This window comes from Endozoicomonas montiporae CL-33, from assembly GCF_001583435.1.
Taxonomy (GTDB): Bacteria; Pseudomonadota; Gammaproteobacteria; order Pseudomonadales; family Endozoicomonadaceae; genus Endozoicomonas_A; species Endozoicomonas_A montiporae.
Map to the genome: position 1 here is coordinate 4,077,304 of NZ_CP013251.1, position 18,737 is coordinate 4,096,040.

Sequence of the window (18,737 nt, forward strand, 5' to 3'; positions counted from 1 at the left end):
CATACCCCGGCCTGAACTATGCTAATGCTGCTTTTAACGGATGAACCGCGAATGTGAAACCTTTGTACCTGACTGCACGACGGTTGATGACTGTTTCCATCGCTGCCACTCTGGCTGCTTCTATCGCTGCCATTTCCCTGTCAGCAGCCCCTTTATACTCGATGCTGCAGTTTTACCTAAACAAGTAACGTATTTATCTCGATTCTAAGCTGCATCTAAAAGTTTAAACTTCCGGGCGTGTGCTTTGAGTGAGTCAGTTGCCTTTTGTTCTCCCAGGTCTCTACCAGCCATATGCCTGCTCGACTCCCGCTTGGGCAAAGTATGCTCTAAGGCTAAGGCCAGAGCCTTAAGCTCGGTATCTGGATCTTCCGATTCAACCACTGATTTCACCGTAGCAAGCAAGGCTTCTGCATTGAGGCGTTCGATCAGACAGCCTGCGGGCATTCCGGCCTGTTTGTTTTTCAGTAGGACGAATTGCTCAGGGTGCAGTAACAGCATGTGTTCGCACAGCAGGCTCAGGATCACGCCGCGCTGCGATCCGTCAGCACCTTGCTGTTTGCTCAACCTGTTCCAGCCACAATGAGCTTTCCAGTCTTGAATGAAAACCTCGACCAACCACCTCAAGGTGTAAATCCTGGCTATGTCGGTATGCCGCCATGACATATCTGAAGCCACCAGATAGCGATAATCCTCTTCACCCTCATACTTCAGGGCAATAACAAAACGTCTTTTCCCATGAGCCTTAACATACAGCCGAGCAGCCAGCATCGTGACCTGCTCTTCTTTGCCACCGCGTATTATGAGTTGAGTTTCAGCGCCTTTCTGGCGCGAAAAGTAAGCTTTGAGAGTCGCTTCCGAGTGGGTTTCGGTTGGATACTTTCTGATTCGAGCGCAGTTGGCTGACAACCTGGGCTCCGCCTGTTATTTCCGCAGCCTTATCCATAAAGTCTCCTGTGCCATACAGTGCATCAGCGAGAATTGCTTTGATCGTAATGTTGGGAAACGAATCAACAAATTCTTGCAGCATAACCAGCGTCAACGACTGCATGGTGGGGTAACGAACATGATCTGGCTCAGGACGGTTCGGTCGTTCTTTTTTCTGAATGCCTTGCTTCCTGAGCGCCTTGTCTTTCTTCCTCCATGCAGATAACTCAGGGTCAGGAATATAAAAGCGAAACCCTACTGGAAAGGTAGCTACTTCAGTAACGAGCACCATAAACACCAGTTCCTGCCCATTAAAATAACCACCTGTTGATTTGTCTTTTATCTTATGGGCACCGTCGATTTTTGAAGTCCTTTTAGTGCGCTTTTTTCCTGTATCGTCGATAGCAAGGGTTCCACTTTGTATTCCATAGCGTAGAAGAATATTTCTGACGCTGGCCTGTAGCAGGCTTTGCCATGCAATTTCTGCTTGATAAAACATCCAGCACAGACGGGTCGCTTTGAATCTGCCTAAGCTTCTGCGCTCAAAAGCAGCCCAGTTAATAGTTTTAGTTACCACGATTCCCATGATAAAAACGCCCAGTGCCACTTTCTGGGATCTACTCAACTGCGCAGAGGAATTGATGGACTTGAGCGAATCATTCAAAGCATCCAGAAAGGCAGTGACAACGGGTAATGGGCGAATTAGCAAGATACGACACTTGACGGTTATTAAGTTCCTATGAGATCTTACCTCCAACCTGCTGCTGTGGCTATGATGGAATCTCGCAAGGCTTGAATTCGGAGCTGCAGTAGTAGTCTGCTCTTATGCCACCCTGCCATTTCCTGCTCTCCCTCAAATATCAAAAACTGCAGCATCGAGTTATACCAATTCCGTTTTCTAAATATGACCATGAGCAAGCCAATCCAAATCGCTGGGCAAGGAAGAACGACGAGTAATAGCTGGCTATTGCGAGGAGTTCTGACGCAGAACCAGCGGTTTGGAATGGCTGCGCAATTCATGTTTAGAAGACGGAATTGGTATTACCTGATCATCAACAACCCAATAAATTCCAGTTAGGTAGAACGGCTGATCCTCAGCGTATTCAACAAGGCTCTTTATATGTTTCAGGGGGTGTGTTTCAGGGGGCTACGACCGAAGACTGAATTTTTTCTGAAAAAAATGCTCTGTAGGCCAGAGAATTTAGCAGCTACCAGCGAGCTTTTTGATATTTTTCTACCAACCTTCCGGAATCCATAAAGAGCCACCGGCAAATACACCGACCCTATGCCCGACGGCACTGCAAGACAGTTCAGTTTTGTCATGGATGCCCGATCTGTGATCACCTCTCCCACTTTTCCACAACAATTAGAACCGGGATGGCATGAAATCAGGGGGCTGGCGTGTTAAAAACGATGGCAGAATTTATTATGACGTGGTCGCCTGATTGCACCTGCTAATCGTTAGCGGGTACCAAACACCACCATGGTTTTACCCTTGACCGAAATCAGCCCCTTGGACTCAAGATCTTTCAACACCCGCCCAACCATTTCGCGGGAACAGCCAACAATCCGGCCTATTTCCTGCCGTGTAATTTTTATCTGCATACCGTCCGGATGGGTCATGGCATCCGGTTGCTTACACAGCTCCAGCAGGGTGCGGGCAACACGACCACTGACGTCCAGAAAAGCCAGATCACCCACCTTCCGGGTTGTCTCCTTCAGCCGGTTAACCAGCTGGCCCGATAACGACAACAGCAACTCAGGGTCTTCCCGGATCAGTTCATGAAACTGATCAAAGCTGACTTCCGCCACTTCACAGGCAGACCGCGCCTTGATCCAGGCGCTTCTTGGTGCCTGACTGTCATCAAACAGACCCATCTCGCCAAAATACTGACCGGGATTCAGATAAGTCACAATCATTTCGCGCCCGTCATTATCTTCAATAACAACAGACACCGTGCCTTTGATGATGTAGTAGATAGCCGTTGAGGCTTCACCGGCACAGAGAATTGTGCTCTTGGGCTTGTAGTTCTTGCGTTTTCCGACGGACAGAAGCTTTTCTATCCTGCTATCTGACTGCGCAATCATGGTCATTATACTCTTCCAGACTTTTGTTCTAGTTATCCTGATAAAGAGAAGTAGCCGTTACGACTCTCAGGCTTGACTGGTTCGCGTCATTTTTTTCCTATACCCTTCGCAGACAGCCTTTGATTAGCGAATTCAAGGTACACGGAGTTTAACGTGTTCTCAGCCGTTTTACATCCGGTTTAAAGCCTTCATTTAAGGGATATTACAATGCAAGCTCAGGTTAAATGGGTTGGCGATGATCGTTTTCTGGGTCTCACCGACAGTAACAACTCCGTGATCATGGACGCGCAGCCAGGTGACAAATCAGCCCCTTCTCCTATGGAAATGGTTCTGATGGGTGTTGGCGGCTGTTCATCGGTTGATGTCGTGAGTATTTTGCAAAAATCGCGCCAGAATGTGGCAGACTGCAGAGTCGAGATTAAAGCTGAACGTGCCGATGCCGTTCCTGCCATCTACACCAAAATTCATCTGCACTTTGTAGTGACAGGCAAAGATATTAAAGAAGCTCTGGTTAAGCGCGCGGTGGATCTGTCTGCCGACAAATACTGCTCGGTTTCCATCATGCTGGGTAAAGGCGGGGTTGAAGTCACTCACAGTTATGAGGTGATTGACGCCTGATCATCGGGCTTAGAATAGTAGCAATGCTGCATCCGTCATCTCCGCGAAGGCGGAGATCCACTGTTCACGGTGGGTTCCCGCCTGCGCGGGAACGACAACAGGATGTTTTTACCTGCTACTCCCCTTAGCCCGGAGGCCATGCCATCTGACGACCACCCAGCAGATGCAGGTGGATATGGTACACAGACTGTCCGCCGTGACTGTTGCAGTTCAGTGCAACCCGATAACCGTCTTCTGCCAGCCCTTCTTCAGCCGCCAGCTCTTTGGCTTTCAGCATAATTTTCCCCAGCAGCAACTGATCATCCACAGAAGCATCGTTCAGTGTGGCAATGTGTTTTTTGGGAATAATCAGGATATGGGTCGGAGCCTGCGGGTTTATATCCCGAAAGGCCAGCAGCTCATCGTCTTCATACACCTTGTCTGTGGGGATTTCTCCGTCCACCATCTTACAGAAAAGACAGCTCATCAACGGTTCTCCGTTCTGTCATCAGAATAATCAGGAACGTTCAATCTCACGCTCCCACAACAGGGTAGAACCTACCACGGCGGCAGGCATGATCACCAGATTTATAAACGGCACCAGCAACAATAAAGAGACCGTTGCCCCAAACCCCCAGACACGGGTTCGCTGTTCCCTGAGCCTGAGGAGCATGTCACTGAACGACACTCCACGGTTATCTGCCGCATAATCACAATACTGAATGGACATCATCCAACTGTTGAACAAAAACCAGAGTACCGGGCTGACCAGATTCACCACCGGAATAATGGACAAAATCAGCAACACCACTGCCTTGGGCAAATAATAAACCAGTTTCCTGAGTTCCCGGCACACGGTTCGGGGCAACAGAATCAGCCAGTCTTTCAGCTCATAATCCGGCAGATCATCCGCACCATTAAGTCTCTGTACTTTTTCTGCCAACAAACCATTGAATGGCGCTGCAATTAAATTACCCAGAATTGTGAAGGTAAAGAACACTGCGCCCAGCACGGCCATGGACAGCAGAGGCCACAGTAGATATTCCAGAAACGACAGCCAGGCAGGAATCCAGCCAAACAGCTCTTCCATCCAGAGTCCAAACTGCCGAAACGTCCAATAGATCAGTCCGCCAAACACCAACAGGTTGATCACCAGTGGAAACAGGACAAACCATCGGATCGCAGGGTCTGGCAACATTTTCAGACCTTCCAGAAAATACCCCGGCCCCCGGGCAACAGACTCTTTCATGCTCTTGGCTCTATGCTCAGTTATTGGAATACGGCAAGCTATGCGCACCAGTATATCAATGGGAAGTATCAGTGACCGAATCGAAAAGCAGTCACTCTCAAACAGTAATTTATTAATACTCTCTGGTTATCATTCAGACCGGTGTTATTATTGCTCTCAGTTTCAACAATACCTACGCTGACATCTGCAGGATGCTGCATTCCAAGGAGTATAACAATGAGCGAAGCCTCACCTTCTGCCAGACACTGCCGCCTGCTCATCCTCGGGTCAGGCCCTGCTGGATACACAGCGGCTGTTTATGCCGCCCGAGCCAACCTTAATCCGGTTATGATCACCGGCATGCAGCAGGGTGGACAGCTGACCACCACTACCGATGTGGATAACTGGCCCGGTGGCGCAGAAGGTCTGCAAGGACCGGGACTGATGGTTGACATGGAAGCTCACGCCAAACGTTTTGGCACAGAAATCCTGTTCGACCATATTGAAGAAGTTGACTTCAGCCAGAAGCCTTACACCCTGAAAGGTTCCAACACCTACACCTGCGACGCACTGATCATTGCTACCGGTGCCAGCGCCCGTTACCTGGGCCTCGATAGCGAAGAAGCTTTCAAAGGCAAAGGCGTATCAGCCTGTGCCACCTGCGACGGTTTTTTCTACAAAAACAAAGACGTGGTCGTGGTGGGCGGTGGCAACACTGCTGTTGAGGAAGCGCTGTATCTGTCCAACATTGCCAGAACCGTCACCGTCATCCACCGTCGTCAGGGTTTCCGTGCCGAGAAGATTCTTCAGGACAAAATGATGGACCGGGTAAACAATGGCAACATGCGTCTGGTGCTGGACTCCGTTCTGGAAGAAGTGCTGGGTGATGACATGGGAGTGACTGGTGTACGGGTTAAAAACGTACTGACGGATGAAGCTCAGGAGATTGACGCTCTTGGCTGCTTTATCGCTATTGGTCACACACCTAATACCGGCATTTTTGCTGATCAGCTGGACATGAAAGACGGCTACATTATCGTTGGCAATGGTCTGGAAGGTAACGCTACTCTAACGTCTAAAGAAGGTGTGTTTGCGGCAGGGGATGTGATGGATCATGTTTACCGTCAGGCCATCACTTCGGCAGGCACTGGCTGCATGGCGGCTCTGGATGCTGAAAAGTATCTGGATTCTCTGGCTTAAAAACATCTGCAGGTTGGGAAAAACGAAATACCTCCCAACCTGCACGGCTATCTCAACTAGCCTGTTTCTCTTCAGCCACCGGGCCAACAGCTTCGACTTCAACCACAGGTGCAGCTGGTTTTTCTTCAGATTTCACACCAAACTCTTCAGACAAGGTTCCCTTTTCGTCAGGTGCATTTTTAGGAGCGTAGTCCTTTGGCTGCTCCACCGCCTTTGGGCGTTCGGTTCTGCGTTTGGTGATGTTACCCGACAGCAGGGCATTACTGCTGAGCAAGGCATCGCTCAGACGGTTTTTTACGGCTTCATCTTCACACAGATTCTCTGCACCGCTTGCCATATGTTCGTGCACATCACGGTAGCTGTCGGTCAGTTTATTAATGAGATGTGCAGTGGTACCAAAATGGTCAGATACTTTGTTCTGGTAATCTTTAAAGTCATTCTGTAGATCATCCAGCTGATTTTGCAGTTTACCCCGCTCGGAGTTTGACCCGCCCAGCAGATGATAAAGCAACGCCCCTGCCAGCATCCCCCCCAGAAATGCCAGACTGCCTACAAACCAAAGTACATTCATTTCTTCCACAGTATTGCCTCAATGGTACGTTCTGACTCTGCCTGTCACCCGGACAGTGCTCACCGTTTATCGTGAAGTCACTCCCTGATACTGAAGGCCAGTTTGCCAAGATTCACTAACGTTATAATTTTTCCATGGCAAAGTATACATAGGTCTGCCGGATCTTTACGCTGGTTATACCAATTCCGCCTTTTAAATATGAACATGAGCAAGTCATTATGAACTTCAGGGCAAGGCGGGACGACGAGTAATAGCCAGCTATTGCGAGGAGTACCAACGCAGATCCTGCTGTTCAGAATGGCTGCGCAATTCATGTTTAGAAGGGGGGATTGGTATTACTCACTCTTTACCTTATTCTGGCGGTTGCCGCCAAAGCAACATGAAGGTACATTGATCAGCACCTGCCTCATCACCAGCAGTTATAAAAATTAGCATGACACCGCAAGAACGATATCAGCGCGACCTGAAACGTGACGACTTTATGTCTGACCCGGCCCAGCAACAGGCCGTTCAGCATTTGCAAACCCTGTATGAACAGCTGATTACGGTGCCACCGCCCTCACTGATACAACGCCTCAACCCGTTTGCCTCAAAAGCCAGAACCCCGGTTCAGGGGCTCTATTTCTGGGGCGGTGTCGGACGCGGCAAGACTTACCTGATGGATACCTTTTTTGACTGCCTGCCCTTTCCAGAGAAAATGCGCTTGCACTTCCATCATTTTATGCGACGGGTGCATTCTGAATTAACGGCACTGGAAGGCGAAAAAAATCCACTGGAAAACGTGGCTGCAAAGCTTGCCGGTGAAACCCGGATTATCTGCTTTGATGAATTCTTTGTGTCCGATATCACCGATGCGATGATTCTTGGCGGGTTGTTTGAGCAGCTGTTTCAGCGTGGCGTCACACTGGTTGCAACGTCTAATGTTGAACCCGACAATCTGTATAAAGACGGTCTGCAACGCGCACGTTTTCTACCCGCCATTGCGCTGCTGAAAACACACACACAAGTGATTAATGTGGACGGCGGGGTGGATTATCGCCTGCGTTTACTGGAACAGGCTGAAACCTACCATTTCCCACTCAATGAACAGACCGGCGAGCGACTCACCAATGCTTTTGCGGCACTGGCAGCCGACTTCAACCATGCCACTGGCAACAAACCTGTGACCATTGCAGGCCGCGACATCCCCTGCAAACACAGTTGTGAAGACCTTGGCTGGTTCACCTTTGAAGCTTTATGCGACGGCCCCCGCAGCCAGAATGACTATATTGAGCTGGCCTGTCTGTTCCAGACCATTATTCTGGAAGGCGTTCCACAAATGGACGCCAGTAAAGACGATCAGGCTCGTCGCTTTATCAATCTTATTGATGAGTTTTACGATCGTCACGTCAAGCTGATAGTCTCGGCAGAAGTCACTTTAATTGAGCTCTATGCCGATGGCAGGCTGGGCTTTGAGTTTCAACGAACCATCAGCCGCCTGCAGGAAATGCAGTCACGGGAATATCTGGCACAGCCACATCGATCAGCTGTCGTTTAATACCAATTCCATTTTCTAAATATGACCATGAGCAGGCTAGTCCAAATCCCCGGGCAAGGAGTTCTGACGCAGAGCCAGTGGTTTGGAATGGCTGCGCAATTCATGTTTAGGAATAGTCCCAAAATAACTTCCGAATTTCCGTCATTCCTACGAAGGTGGGAATCCACCACTAAAAAGCTGTTCACGATCTTTTGAGGACTGCAAATGTCGATAAATTGCCCCTGTTTTTTGATCTCATTCGTTGCGTAGCACCACTACGCGCCTCATGAGATCAAAAAACAGCAACAATTTCTCACCATTTTCGCTTTCCTCAAAAGATCATGAACAGCTTCCAAGGTGGCAGGGTGTTGTCTATGGACAGATGGCGCAGTGAGCAGGTGACGCAGTGAGCAGGTGACGCAGTGAGCAGAGCATTCTAAGGCAGTCATCCGCGCTCCCCGTAAGCCTGTAAGGAACTACTCCCCCCGCCCACGGTCTTAAAGTCATTAAAAGGAAAACAAGGTATGGACACCAGAAATGATTAGCCCCGCTCCTATATCGCCGCAGCTTACTGCACCCGAAGTACGCGCAGTTAGCCCTGAAAAAGCGTCTGATGAGCCGTTACCGGTTCGTTATATGCCGTCTCCTCCCTGGCCACAGGATCACCGTAACAGGCCGCTTCCTGCGTACACGGTTCAGACTCTGGATGAGTCTGTCAGTCTGTTGCAGGTGACGCCAGCGCTGCCCATTTTCTGTGATCTGCCTCCACTGCCGGAGATGGCAGGCATTCCGGACGCTTTAAAAGTGTCCTTTACCATGAAACTGGGCCAGCTGGTTGAGCAACTCAGGCTGGAAAAGTACGCCGAAGGCACGCTGCTGTACGAAAAGCTCAGGAGGTTTGCCGGAGTCAATCAGCATCTTAATACTCCAGAGATCCTGCAGTTTCTTGATTCGCTCTACGTTCTGTTCAGCCTGAATCTCGGCAGGAAGGATGTCATCGACCAGTTGCCCGCTACCGATCCGGAAACCTTTATTCACTGGCATCTGGATATCGCAGCCAATGCCGCCACCGGCTCTGACACCCTGAGGCCGTCGAAGGAACTGGAGCTGTACTGTTTCCGCAGGGCGGCGGACGCAGGCAGCCAGACCGCCAGACAGCATCTGGTGCTGCAATTGCTGTTTGGTCAGGAAAGCCAGGCGCCTGACCTTTATCTTCCCGAAGAAGCGCTGCGTTATATCAAAGCCATGGCGACTAAACAGGGTGAACCACCGCAGCCCCGGATAATGGGACATCATGATGCCGTTATTCATAAACTGGTAAAGCTCGCAGCCAGCCCAACGGCACAAGATCGTGAAACCCTGGCCAGAGAGCTGGCTGAAGACAGCGACCCCGCCATTCAGGCACTGGCTGTTGCCCTGTACCTGGAGCCTCTGTTTGGTACCGTAGACATTGACCGCGCACTGGAAGCAGCGATCCCGCTGAACGCTGCCCCTGAAAGTCACCCTTGCCTGCGTTACTGGCAAGCAAAGGCCCAGCTTAAAAAAAATGAGCCAGCTCTGGCGAAACAGGCAGAAGCCAGCCTGAATACACTGGTCGAACAAGGTTTCCCGGCCGCCATAAGTTTGTTAACCGGGCATTTTATACAGGCTAAAAACTCTTTTAAGGTCGAAAACCTTCTGGCAACCACCACAAAGAAACATAAGGCACTGACCCAATACTGCCCTGATCTTGCTCATACGCTGTCAATCGCCTGCCAGTTCCCGCGAAAAGCATTAAAAACAACACCTTCAAACTGGTTAACCACGGCGAACAAGATAAAAGCGTGTCAGAACTACAAAGACATCGCCATCAGCCAGTGCTGCCCTGAAGCCCGTCTTGCCAGTCTGGCAGGGCAGGCCGAAAAACTGGATAAATACGCACAGCCTGATGCAACGTCCGGGCTACCAAAGCAGGCCAGAGACTTACTGCAACAATGCCGTTTTTCTGAAGACCCACAGATAATGGTGTTTATTTATCTGGATCAGTTACTGCAAACCGGTGAAGTCGATGAGCGTCTGCTCGATATTGCCATGGCAATGGACCCTGTCAGAACGTGTTGTCGTTTACTGGCACTGGAAACGCGTTCTGGAAAATGGTCGTACCAGGCTCTGAAGACAACATTATTCAGTCTGATTAATGATGTGACCGACCTGCCTGACGACTGGCAGCAGAAAACGTATCAGAAAGCACTCTATTTCGGACTGATAAGGCACCATAATGATCTCACTCCGGACAGTGAGAAGTACTTCCGGCTTGCCTCACAGCTGGCTCATGGTTACCAGAGCATAACACCCGATACAACGGGTATTTATGACGACCTGAAAGAAGATTATGCCAAATTCCTCATGCGTCAGGGCAAGCCTGAAGACGCAAAAAAAATGTTCGCCAGGTACGAGAAGGCCAAAGGACAAAGGTGGATGCTGTACGATGCAGCCGATAAGGTGCCTGATGATTATTACATTTTTCAAAAAGGCTTACCCGTCCACTACTGGGATTTAACCACCCTTGAAACCTGTTCAAACAATACGACCGTAGCGTCTGTGAAATACCAGACCCTGCTCGAACTGCACCACACAATCGCCAGTGACCCCAATCCTGCGGTTCATCAGAAATGGTTTAAAACCTGCGGGTACTTTTTGGGTGATTCGGGCAAACATCTGACCGGCGAACAAACTCTGGATCTGAGTCAGCGGATGGTCGAATCGCAGAAACAGGTTAAGGCACTGTCAGCCTCTTTGCTGAATCAGTCCAGACAGCTGATCGAGGCAAAGACAGAGCAACTCGCATTGACTCGGGGCAGCTCCGAACGGCTGGAAGCACTCAGGAACCAATGGAGTCAGGTGGCCTTCCCTGAGGCTACCCGTAAAGACATAACAGCCGCTGACTCACGACAGGCCATTCAGCAGAGGCGACTGCCGGAAAAAAAATGGAACAGCTATGTACTGGAACACCACCTTGAAGCACCACTGCTGGCGGCAGAGTCTGCCGAAGAACGACTTGAGCTTCTGCAACAACTGCTGGCAAAGGGGCTATTCAATACGCCTGTCATTACGGCCCTCGCCCTTGAAACGATAGAGACCCTTCCTCCAGAAAGGCATGAAGAGGCGCTTGAGTGTTTATTGCAGCTGGCAAAAAGACTGACAGACGACGTGACCAGCCTGGAGAATCGCCTTCATAAATCGTCCTGTGAGCACGTCCAGTCCCTGCATGAAATACTGTATAAGCACCCCGACAGAAACGACCGGGAAGCGCTTGAATTGCTACTGGAAGATATGAAAACCCGTGCAGGGGCTGAAAACCCCAAACAGTTAGCAGAGGTATTGCGGCCCTGTCTGGGTCGTCAGGAAAGAGGCCTGTATGATCAGTTGAACATGGCGTCAGAACCCTTCTCTGAACAGTTGAAGAGTATGGTGTCCAGCACCAGGGAACCGGACTGCTTTCTGGGCTATGCCGGGCATCTGAGACGCAAGGCACTCAGCGATGAGGAAATCAGGGCTCTTCAGGAACTCCCCGAAAAAGTAAGGCACAGTGAAAAAGCTCAGGCAACACTGTTCTCGGACTATGTTCTGGGCAAAGAGTGCAGAACCCATATTTTAAGCGCCGCAGCTAACACGAAAATCTTCCGGAACTACAGAGTGGACCTGCTGTCCATTGGCCTGGAGGCAGGCATTATTTCCGCTGACGATGTTCGGCAAAGTGCCGAGCTGTTTGCCAAAGACTCAGCCTGTAAAGATGTGCTTTATGCCCTCTCGGCCACCACCACTAATGAGCTGAAACATTACCACGATAAGCTGAAGGCCTCGACCAGACTGAGTAAGGATCTGGGGTCAACCTCGACACAGGGCTGCAGGGACAGTAGCAAGGAATGCGATGACAGCTACTTTGTGGCTTTTGGTTTCAAAAGCCTGAAGATGGGGGATTTCAGGCTCGCTTATGACTGTTTCAGGAGTGGCAAATGTGACTACGGTATGGCCATGCTGGCATGGAAGCACGGCATGGGTTCTCAGGCGGGTGAGATTGATGTTCAGGCAGATAGCCAGATAGCCAGACAGCTCGAACTGGCGGCTGCGGATGCCAATACCGATGCCCAGTGTCGTTTGATTGACTGGATACTGGAGGAGAGTGGTCAGGCCGAGCCACCGCTGCTGAGAAAACGCGCCTGCCGTTACCTGTTTTCCCCCATGGTTGTGCCATCCAGTGAGCGGCTGTTTTACCAGGGTGTGGTTGAGCATCTTGGGATCGCTGACGCTTCCGGTGAACAGACGGATAAAACGGCGGGTTTAACAAAAATCCTCGAAGCCCTGGATTCAGACTCCCCCATACCGGCTTTACGACTGGTTCAGCTGAAGGAGAACGGTACGCTTCCACAGACAACAACCGGCACCGACGGCCTGCTACTGTTTGCCCAGAAGCTGAACCGTTATACGGGCAACCTGCCGCAGGAACTAAAGCTGGCCGAGCCGGCAGAGACCTGGAAACAACTGGCAGACACACTGGAAGAGCATTCCGGAACCATCGCAAAAGCCGACAGTGACGTTTTATTAACCGCCGCACAAACACTGAGAGACGCCGTTGAGCCCCCCAAAACCATCACCCTGATGCCTGCCAGAGTGCAGAAAACAGCGCCTTCCCATAAAAAGGTGTCTACGGCTCAGGAGGAACATCAACTGAAACTGCAACGTGAAAAAGAACAACGGGCTGAAAAAGAGCAGAAAATACTGGACGACCTTACCAGCCGGCTTCAGGACGTAATGGCTGAGCCGCAAGCCGTGATTGCTCTTTTGTCTGAGCTTAGAAAAGTGCAGGGTTCCCGCTTCCCTGAAGTGGCTGACCACTTATTGCCCAGGTTGACCAACTGTCTGCCCGTATCGGCAGACAATAATGATTTAACTGTGGCCTTTTTCAGAAATATTCAGGCCAAAGAGAGTATTGACGAGATCATCAATGAGATGCTGGAAAGCTTCCGGTTCAGGTTCGAAATCAGAGAATCCTGTCTTTTAGCCAACGACCCCAGGAGCATGACAGAAGAGAAAGAAACCCTGTTGGGGCTATTACCTGATGACCTGAAGGTGTCTGAAGCCAACCGGGAAGCCATGTGCATTTTTACGGGTGCCTTTGCACCGGATTTTCCAGAAAAACTTCAGCGCATTCTGAAATTGCCACACAATGTCGCCTTCCTGCAGCGCATTCTTCTGGAACATCCCGAGCTGACACCAGACAGCCACCATTCGCTCTATTGTTCTTACAGCCTGAATCGTGACAGGTTCGATGACCAGGACAAGTTTAGCCAGTCGAAAACGAATGAAGAGCTTCTGGACACCCTGTTTTGCGATTTATCATCCTTTACGGCCAGCGATATTGAACGCTTTCTGTTGAAGAACCCTTACCTGCGCGCTGAAGCAAAAATAAAGTACTTCATGTTATTGAGCCTGCCAGTAAAGCAGAAGCTGCTGGCAACGGTCGATGCGAAGGTTATCTGTGAGGGGTTCTGTCAAACGGCTACCAACCCGAGGCGAGTGCTGAAACGAGAAGAGTTGCAGGAAAAAGCCCGGGAAATTCTCTCGGGTGAACGCCCGAAAATCACGGACATACTCTCTGTTTACATGATTTTAAAGGGTTATAAGGACATTCAGCTCGCTGAGCAGCTGCATCCGGAAATGCAAAGGCTGTCTGATCATTATCTTCAGACGCCCCCGGAGCATTGGGACGGAAGCATCGACAGGCTCTATGCGATCGCCATAAAACACCTGCTGGCTGGTGAACAGGCAGACTCCAGCCCTCCTGTTCAGCGTTGATGGGGCGTGAAGCCTCACTCCAGCGAGGCTCAAAGAAAAGCGACAACATCCTGACAAACTCATCAAACCATGTTTCAAAATGATCAAGGATTCGTTGAAGGTGATCCAGTCCAGCTCGGAAAAGAGTTTGTGCTTTTCTCCCATGACTCTTGGTCTTGATGGGACGCTCTTCATTGACATATTCACCTGTCTTGTAGCTCCAGCAGAATGATAGCGCCACAACCGCCAGAAGCTTTGACAGCTTGTCTCTGTCCTGAACGTGTGTGTCTTCCATATTGAAGCCTCATCCCTTCAACACCTGAAACATGGTTTCGTTTTGCCATCTCTGCAAATAATCAGCAATTGCCGATGATGGGTCAGCATTACAAATGACTACCATCAGCTCTGCACCTTTCCTGGAGGCTGCAAGGTAGACCATTTGCCCCCAGACACTTCGAGGCTTTTGTATTGCCATGGTTTCACCAACGGTTAGCGGGAAGATTCTATAAACAGGTAGCTCTCTGTTCCGGTGCTTATTGGGAGCAAGCGTATTTCTGGGAATACGTATAGCCACTTCGATGGGACAGTCTGGTAGAATGAGTGTGCCCCACATAAGGCCGCACTCTACTCATGCCCATCACGCTATTCTGCTTTCACCCCCCGGCAAAGAGTATAGGTGTGATGACTTTGATTAATGCACTCCAACAGTTTTTCATTCCCTCGTTTTCTTAATGAATCCAGAGCACTGCTGCGTCTGTCCCTGCCCATTATTATTACCCAGCTGGCCACCAATGCCATGGGATTTGTTGATACCAGTATGGCCGGACAGGCCAGTGCACGCGATCTGGCTGCCATTGCGGTAGGTACCAGCCTGTGGCTACCGGCCAGTTTGCTTCTGCGCGGTATTCTGATGATGCTAACGCCTGTTATCGCCCACCACAGGGGCGCTGATAACCAGACTGGCATCTCTGTAGACTTTGGTCAGGCGCTCTGGATTGCCCTGCTTTCTGCAATGGTTCTGATCGCCTACCTGACCCAAAGTGAAAATATTCTGACCTTTATGAATGTTGATCCGGACGTGGTACCCATTGGCGTAGGCTATCTTCACGCTCTGGCAATGGGTGTACCGGGAATCGCCCTGTTCTATACCATCAACAGTTTTCTGGAAGGCATGGGCGACACCCGCGCTCCAATGGTGATGTCACTGCTGGGTCTGCTGATCAATATCCCGGTCAACTATCTTCTGATCTACGGCAAGCTGGGTTTACCCGAATTGGGCGCTGTGGGCTGTGGCTGGGCCACCGGTATTGTTTACTGGCTGATGTCTCTGATGATGATCTTCTACATCAACACCCGTCATCGCTACAAAATTTTCATGCGACCCAAGCGCATGTTACCTGACTTCAGACGTATGTCCGAGCTGTTCAGGCTGGGGCTGCCCATTGGTATCAATGTCTTTGTGACCGGCAGTATTTTTGCTGTTATTGCCCTGCTGATCGGTAAGCTGGGAGCCAGTAACATTGCGTCTGCCCAGATCGCCCTGAACTTTTCCAGTATGACGTACATGATTCCCATGAGCCTGTCGTTTGGTATTACCATTCGCGTCGGGCACGCACTGGGGCAGACCAAAATGGCTGAAGCCCGGTTGCGCTCCATCACGGGCATCCTGCTGGCAGGCATTATTGCCATGATTTCTTCCAGCGCGCTGTTACTGTTTCCCGAGCAGATCATCAGCCTTTACACCAGAGACCCTGAAATTGCACAAATGGCTGCTGCGCTTCTGGTATTCACAGCAATCTACCAGTTCAGTGATGCCATTCAGGCGGCTGCCAATGGCGCACTTCGGGGTTATAAAGACACTCGTACGCCTATGCTGCTTGCCTGTGTCGCCTACTGGGGCATTGCCCTGCCACTGGGATACACAACGGCGATGACGGATCTTGTTGTACCGGCTCTGGGGGTTCGGGGTTTCTGGGTGGGTATTGTGACAGGCCTAACGCTATCAGCCGGTTTTATGCTGATTCGTCTGATCTGGAAAATGCGCACGGTTGAGTCACAAAGCTCTATTACTTGATAAAGCCACTCCCTGTCCATGGCAGGGAGTTTCATAATTCCCATGAGGCTCCAACTAAAACTCATAGCCTGCTGTTCCAAATTCGTCAGTACACTGCTGATTTAGAAGACATTTGACGTTAGAATCGATAGTCCGGATGGAGGAGTACTATGAATCTAAACATAAAAAATAAAGTCTTCATGGTGGCCGGAGCCAGTTCTGGCCTGGGTCTCGGTATTGCTCATCAGCTGGCAGCTGAAGGGGCAAAAGTATCAATCGCCAGTCGTACACCTGACAAAATAGCACAGGCTGCATCGGCCATAAGCAGTGAAACCAGTACAGAAATCCGTGGGTATGTGTTTGATGCCCGCAAACAGGAAAGTATTCACCACTGGGTTCAGTCAACATTAAACGACTTCGGTCATATCGATGGCGTGGTCATCAATGCAGGCGGGCCAACACCCGGTTCGTTTGATGAACTGGACGACAAAGCCTGGCAGAATGCCTTCGATCTTACTCTGATGAGCGCGGTACGCCTGATCCGGGAAACTCTGCCCGCCCTGAAGGTGAACGGTGGCAGTATTCTTACACTGACCTCGTCCACCATTAAAGAGCCTGTTGATTATCTGACTCTGAGCACCGTTATGCGATCTGGTGTTGCTGGTCTGGCAAAGAGTCTGGCAGATCAGCTGGCTGAAGATAATATCCGGATTAACAACCTGATTCCCTGCAGTATCCAGACCGACCGCATGGATGCGCTTAACCAGTATATTGCTGGCCGAAGCGGCACTTCCCGGGATCAGGTTCGTGCCCGTATTGAAACAGACATTCCCATGGGACGTTACGGCTCTACGGAGGAATTTGCCAAAGCAGCTACGTTCCTGTTGTCTGACGCTGCCAGTTACATTACCGGTAGCAGTCTGGCGGTAGACGGCGGTCGTATGAAGAGCCTTTGATAGTCCTAAGAAAATCCAAGACCAGAATATAGTAGCACACACAGGGCGGAGTGCTCTACGCACTCCCAACTTCCATCCCCTCACTCAAGAGGGTGTCGCAAAACCCACTACAAGCCGGTAATCTGGATATAAAGTAGCTTTACCGGCTTCAGTATGACAACAAGACCGCAAATCAAGATTAATACAGCTCCACAGCTCGATATTTTTTCAGGTGCAGCCAGTAGTCCGGATCACAAAAAACACGATAAGCCCAAAGGATCAGGCAACAAAACAGACAAACGACGTTTTGTTGCTCCGAACCCCAACGCCATCACCCTTGGCAACTCTAACTTGAAAGAACACCTTGAGCTAACTGGTCAGAAAACACCTTTTACTGTTGCATCCCTTCTTGATGAGCAAGACTGGTCTGATTTTGAGCAAAGGTATGCCTCAGAAGGTCGCCCTCCTTATTCACCCCGTAACATGATGGGTTTGATTCTCTATGGCATTATGCAGGGCATTACCTCGCTGAGAACTCTGGAGCGACTAGCCCGTGTTGATCTTGGCTGTATGTGGGTTACCGGTGGGATTTTTCCAGACCACGCCATTATTGGTCGCTTCATCAATATGCATAGCAAGTCCATGGGCGGTGCATTTTTTGAAAGCCTGACACGAGCCGTCCTCAAAAAGACGAACTCTGATGGTAGCTGCCTGGCTGGTGATGGAACGGTCATAGAAGCCGCCTGCTCAAGCTACAACCTGATGAAGCAGGAGGCTGCACAACAGGCTCATGAAACAGCACAAAAGCAAGCTGACAACCATCCAGACTGTCCTGAAAACAAAAAGAAACTGGAGATGGCCAGCAGTACTCTCGAAGCAGTTATTGAACGCAACGAGAAGCGAAAAAAGAATGGTAAATCAGGAAGTGCTGTCGTTAGCCCTACAGAGCCTGAAGCCGTTGTTCAAAAGATGAAACGGGGGCGAGGTTATACAACGGGTTACAAACCATCCGTGTTAGCCAATAACAAGCGGGTGGTACTGGCTCAGGCTGTTGATCCCACCAATGAAACAACTGTCGTAAGTCCAATGCTTGATCAGTCAATGCAGATCACGGGCAAACCAGTAGATGAAATGCTTCTGGATGCTGGTTACTTCAATGATGAAGTCATTTCAACCAGTCTGGAACGCGACATCAGCCTGCTATGCCCTGAGGGTAAAGAGCCAGGCAAGCCCAAAGAATCCAAAAAGTTCCAGAAGGGACATTTTTATTATGATGAGACTAATGACGTTTATCGTTGCCCTGCAGGAAAAGAGCTGGTTCTCATCGGGCAGATAAAGGGAAGCATTCGCACAAAAGAGCAAAAGATATATGGCAATGGACCGTGTGAAGGTTGTCCTCTCAAAGATCAGTGTACGACCAATAAGAAAGGGCGCCGCATAAAACGCTATGCGATGGATGATGCCAAGGATGCACTGAGGCAGGTTATGCAGCACCCGAAAGCTAAAAAGTCTTTCAGCAAAAGAAAGGCGATGGTTGAGCCTGTCTTTGCCTATTTACGGGATATACAGGGGTTAAACCGTTTTCGTCGCAAGGGGTTGGAGAAAGTTAAACTGGAGTTTGGCTTACACCTGCTGGCCTATAACCTGAGCCGGGCTGTAAAAGCCAGTTTTCACGCTATTTTCAGGTACAACAGGATTCTCTGGCTGTACTTTGAGCGGTATCGGCCATTTGACAGAAAATGGGGCAGCTGGGAAAGAGATCCAGTGAAGCGTCATTCTTTGCAGAGAAAAGTGCTTCACTGGGTTTAAAT

The 18,737-nt window shown here is 50.1% G+C and carries 14 protein-coding genes; 7 read left to right on the plus strand and 7 right to left on the minus strand.

The window, feature by feature from the left end; all coding sequences use genetic code 11:
- Positions 1-204: 204 nt before the first annotated feature.
- The 3 genes from EZMO1_RS18740 to crp form a co-directional block, all read right to left on the minus strand.
- On the minus strand, positions 205-906 hold the full coding sequence (locus tag EZMO1_RS18740; RefSeq protein WP_222842144.1) for a transposase: 702 nt from the start codon (positions 904-906) through the stop codon (positions 205-207).
- Positions 812-1,633, minus strand: coding sequence for a transposase (locus tag EZMO1_RS18745; RefSeq protein WP_145912662.1), 822 nt, complete (start codon positions 1,631-1,633; stop codon positions 812-814). Before EZMO1_RS18745 ends, EZMO1_RS18740 begins: the two co-directional genes overlap by 95 nt.
- Before the next feature lie 752 nt (positions 1,634-2,385).
- Positions 2,386-3,012: a cAMP-activated global transcriptional regulator CRP gene (gene crp / locus EZMO1_RS18755; protein ID WP_413783214.1), complete on the minus strand. Its 627-nt coding sequence runs from the start codon at positions 3,010-3,012 to the stop codon at positions 2,386-2,388.
- A gap of 207 nt (positions 3,013-3,219) precedes the next feature.
- Here crp and EZMO1_RS18760 point away from each other — a divergent pair, with 207 nt between their 5' ends.
- Positions 3,220-3,630, plus strand: coding sequence for an OsmC family protein (locus tag EZMO1_RS18760; RefSeq protein ID WP_034876330.1), 411 nt, complete (start codon positions 3,220-3,222; stop codon positions 3,628-3,630).
- Between the two features lie 124 nt (positions 3,631-3,754).
- Here EZMO1_RS18760 and EZMO1_RS18765 read toward each other — a convergent pair whose 3' ends face one another.
- Both EZMO1_RS18765 and cysZ read right to left on the minus strand, forming a co-directional pair.
- Complete coding sequence (locus EZMO1_RS18765) at positions 3,755-4,096, minus strand: histidine triad nucleotide-binding protein (RefSeq protein WP_034876328.1); 342 nt, start codon at positions 4,094-4,096, stop codon at positions 3,755-3,757.
- 30 nt (positions 4,097-4,126) lie between these two features.
- Positions 4,127-4,858 carry a sulfate transporter CysZ gene (cysZ, locus tag EZMO1_RS18770; protein WP_034876326.1) on the minus strand — a complete coding sequence of 244 codons (732 nt, stop codon included), beginning with the start codon at positions 4,856-4,858 and terminating at the stop codon, positions 4,127-4,129.
- 216 nt (positions 4,859-5,074) lie between these two features.
- On the opposite strand from cysZ, the gene trxB reads away from it, so the two are divergent.
- Positions 5,075-6,037, plus strand: a complete 963-nt coding sequence (trxB, locus tag EZMO1_RS18775; protein WP_034876323.1) for a thioredoxin-disulfide reductase — start codon at positions 5,075-5,077, stop codon at positions 6,035-6,037.
- Positions 6,038-6,089: 52 nt separating this feature from the next.
- Here the strand turns inward: trxB and EZMO1_RS18780 are convergent, their stop codons facing one another.
- On the minus strand, positions 6,090-6,608 hold the full coding sequence (locus EZMO1_RS18780; protein ID WP_145912663.1) for a Z-ring associated ZapG family protein: 519 nt from the start codon (positions 6,606-6,608) through the stop codon (positions 6,090-6,092).
- Positions 6,609-7,041: 433 nt separating this feature from the next.
- On the opposite strand from EZMO1_RS18780, the gene zapE reads away from it, so the two are divergent.
- Positions 7,042-8,145, plus strand: a complete 1,104-nt coding sequence (zapE, locus tag EZMO1_RS18785) for a cell division protein ZapE (RefSeq protein WP_034876321.1) — start codon at positions 7,042-7,044, stop codon at positions 8,143-8,145.
- Between the two features lie 516 nt (positions 8,146-8,661).
- Positions 8,662-13,959, plus strand: a complete 5,298-nt coding sequence (locus EZMO1_RS18790) for a hypothetical protein (RefSeq protein ID WP_145912664.1) — start codon at positions 8,662-8,664, stop codon at positions 13,957-13,959.
- A gap of 283 nt (positions 13,960-14,242) precedes the next feature.
- On the opposite strand, the gene EZMO1_RS18795 is transcribed toward EZMO1_RS18790, so the two are convergent.
- The gene (locus tag EZMO1_RS18795) at positions 14,243-14,551 is read right to left on the minus strand and encodes a hypothetical protein (protein ID WP_034876316.1); all 309 of its coding nucleotides are present in this window, start codon (positions 14,549-14,551) and stop codon (positions 14,243-14,245) included.
- 81 nt (positions 14,552-14,632) lie between these two features.
- Between EZMO1_RS18795 and EZMO1_RS18800 the strand changes: the two genes are divergently transcribed.
- The 3 genes from EZMO1_RS18800 (at position 14,633) to EZMO1_RS18810 (ending at position 18,735) form a co-directional block, all read left to right on the plus strand.
- Positions 14,633-16,012 (plus strand): MATE family efflux transporter, encoded by a 1,380-nt coding sequence (locus EZMO1_RS18800; protein WP_034876314.1) that lies wholly within the window; start codon positions 14,633-14,635, stop codon positions 16,010-16,012.
- A gap of 149 nt (positions 16,013-16,161) precedes the next feature.
- A complete protein-coding gene (locus tag EZMO1_RS18805) occupies positions 16,162-16,947 on the plus strand; it encodes an SDR family oxidoreductase (RefSeq protein WP_034876312.1) in 786 nt (261 codons plus the stop codon).
- Positions 16,948-17,100: 153 nt separating this feature from the next.
- Positions 17,101-18,735 (plus strand): IS1182 family transposase, encoded by a 1,635-nt coding sequence (locus EZMO1_RS18810; RefSeq protein WP_051790002.1) that lies wholly within the window; start codon positions 17,101-17,103, stop codon positions 18,733-18,735.
- Positions 18,736-18,737: the final 2 nt, after the last annotated feature.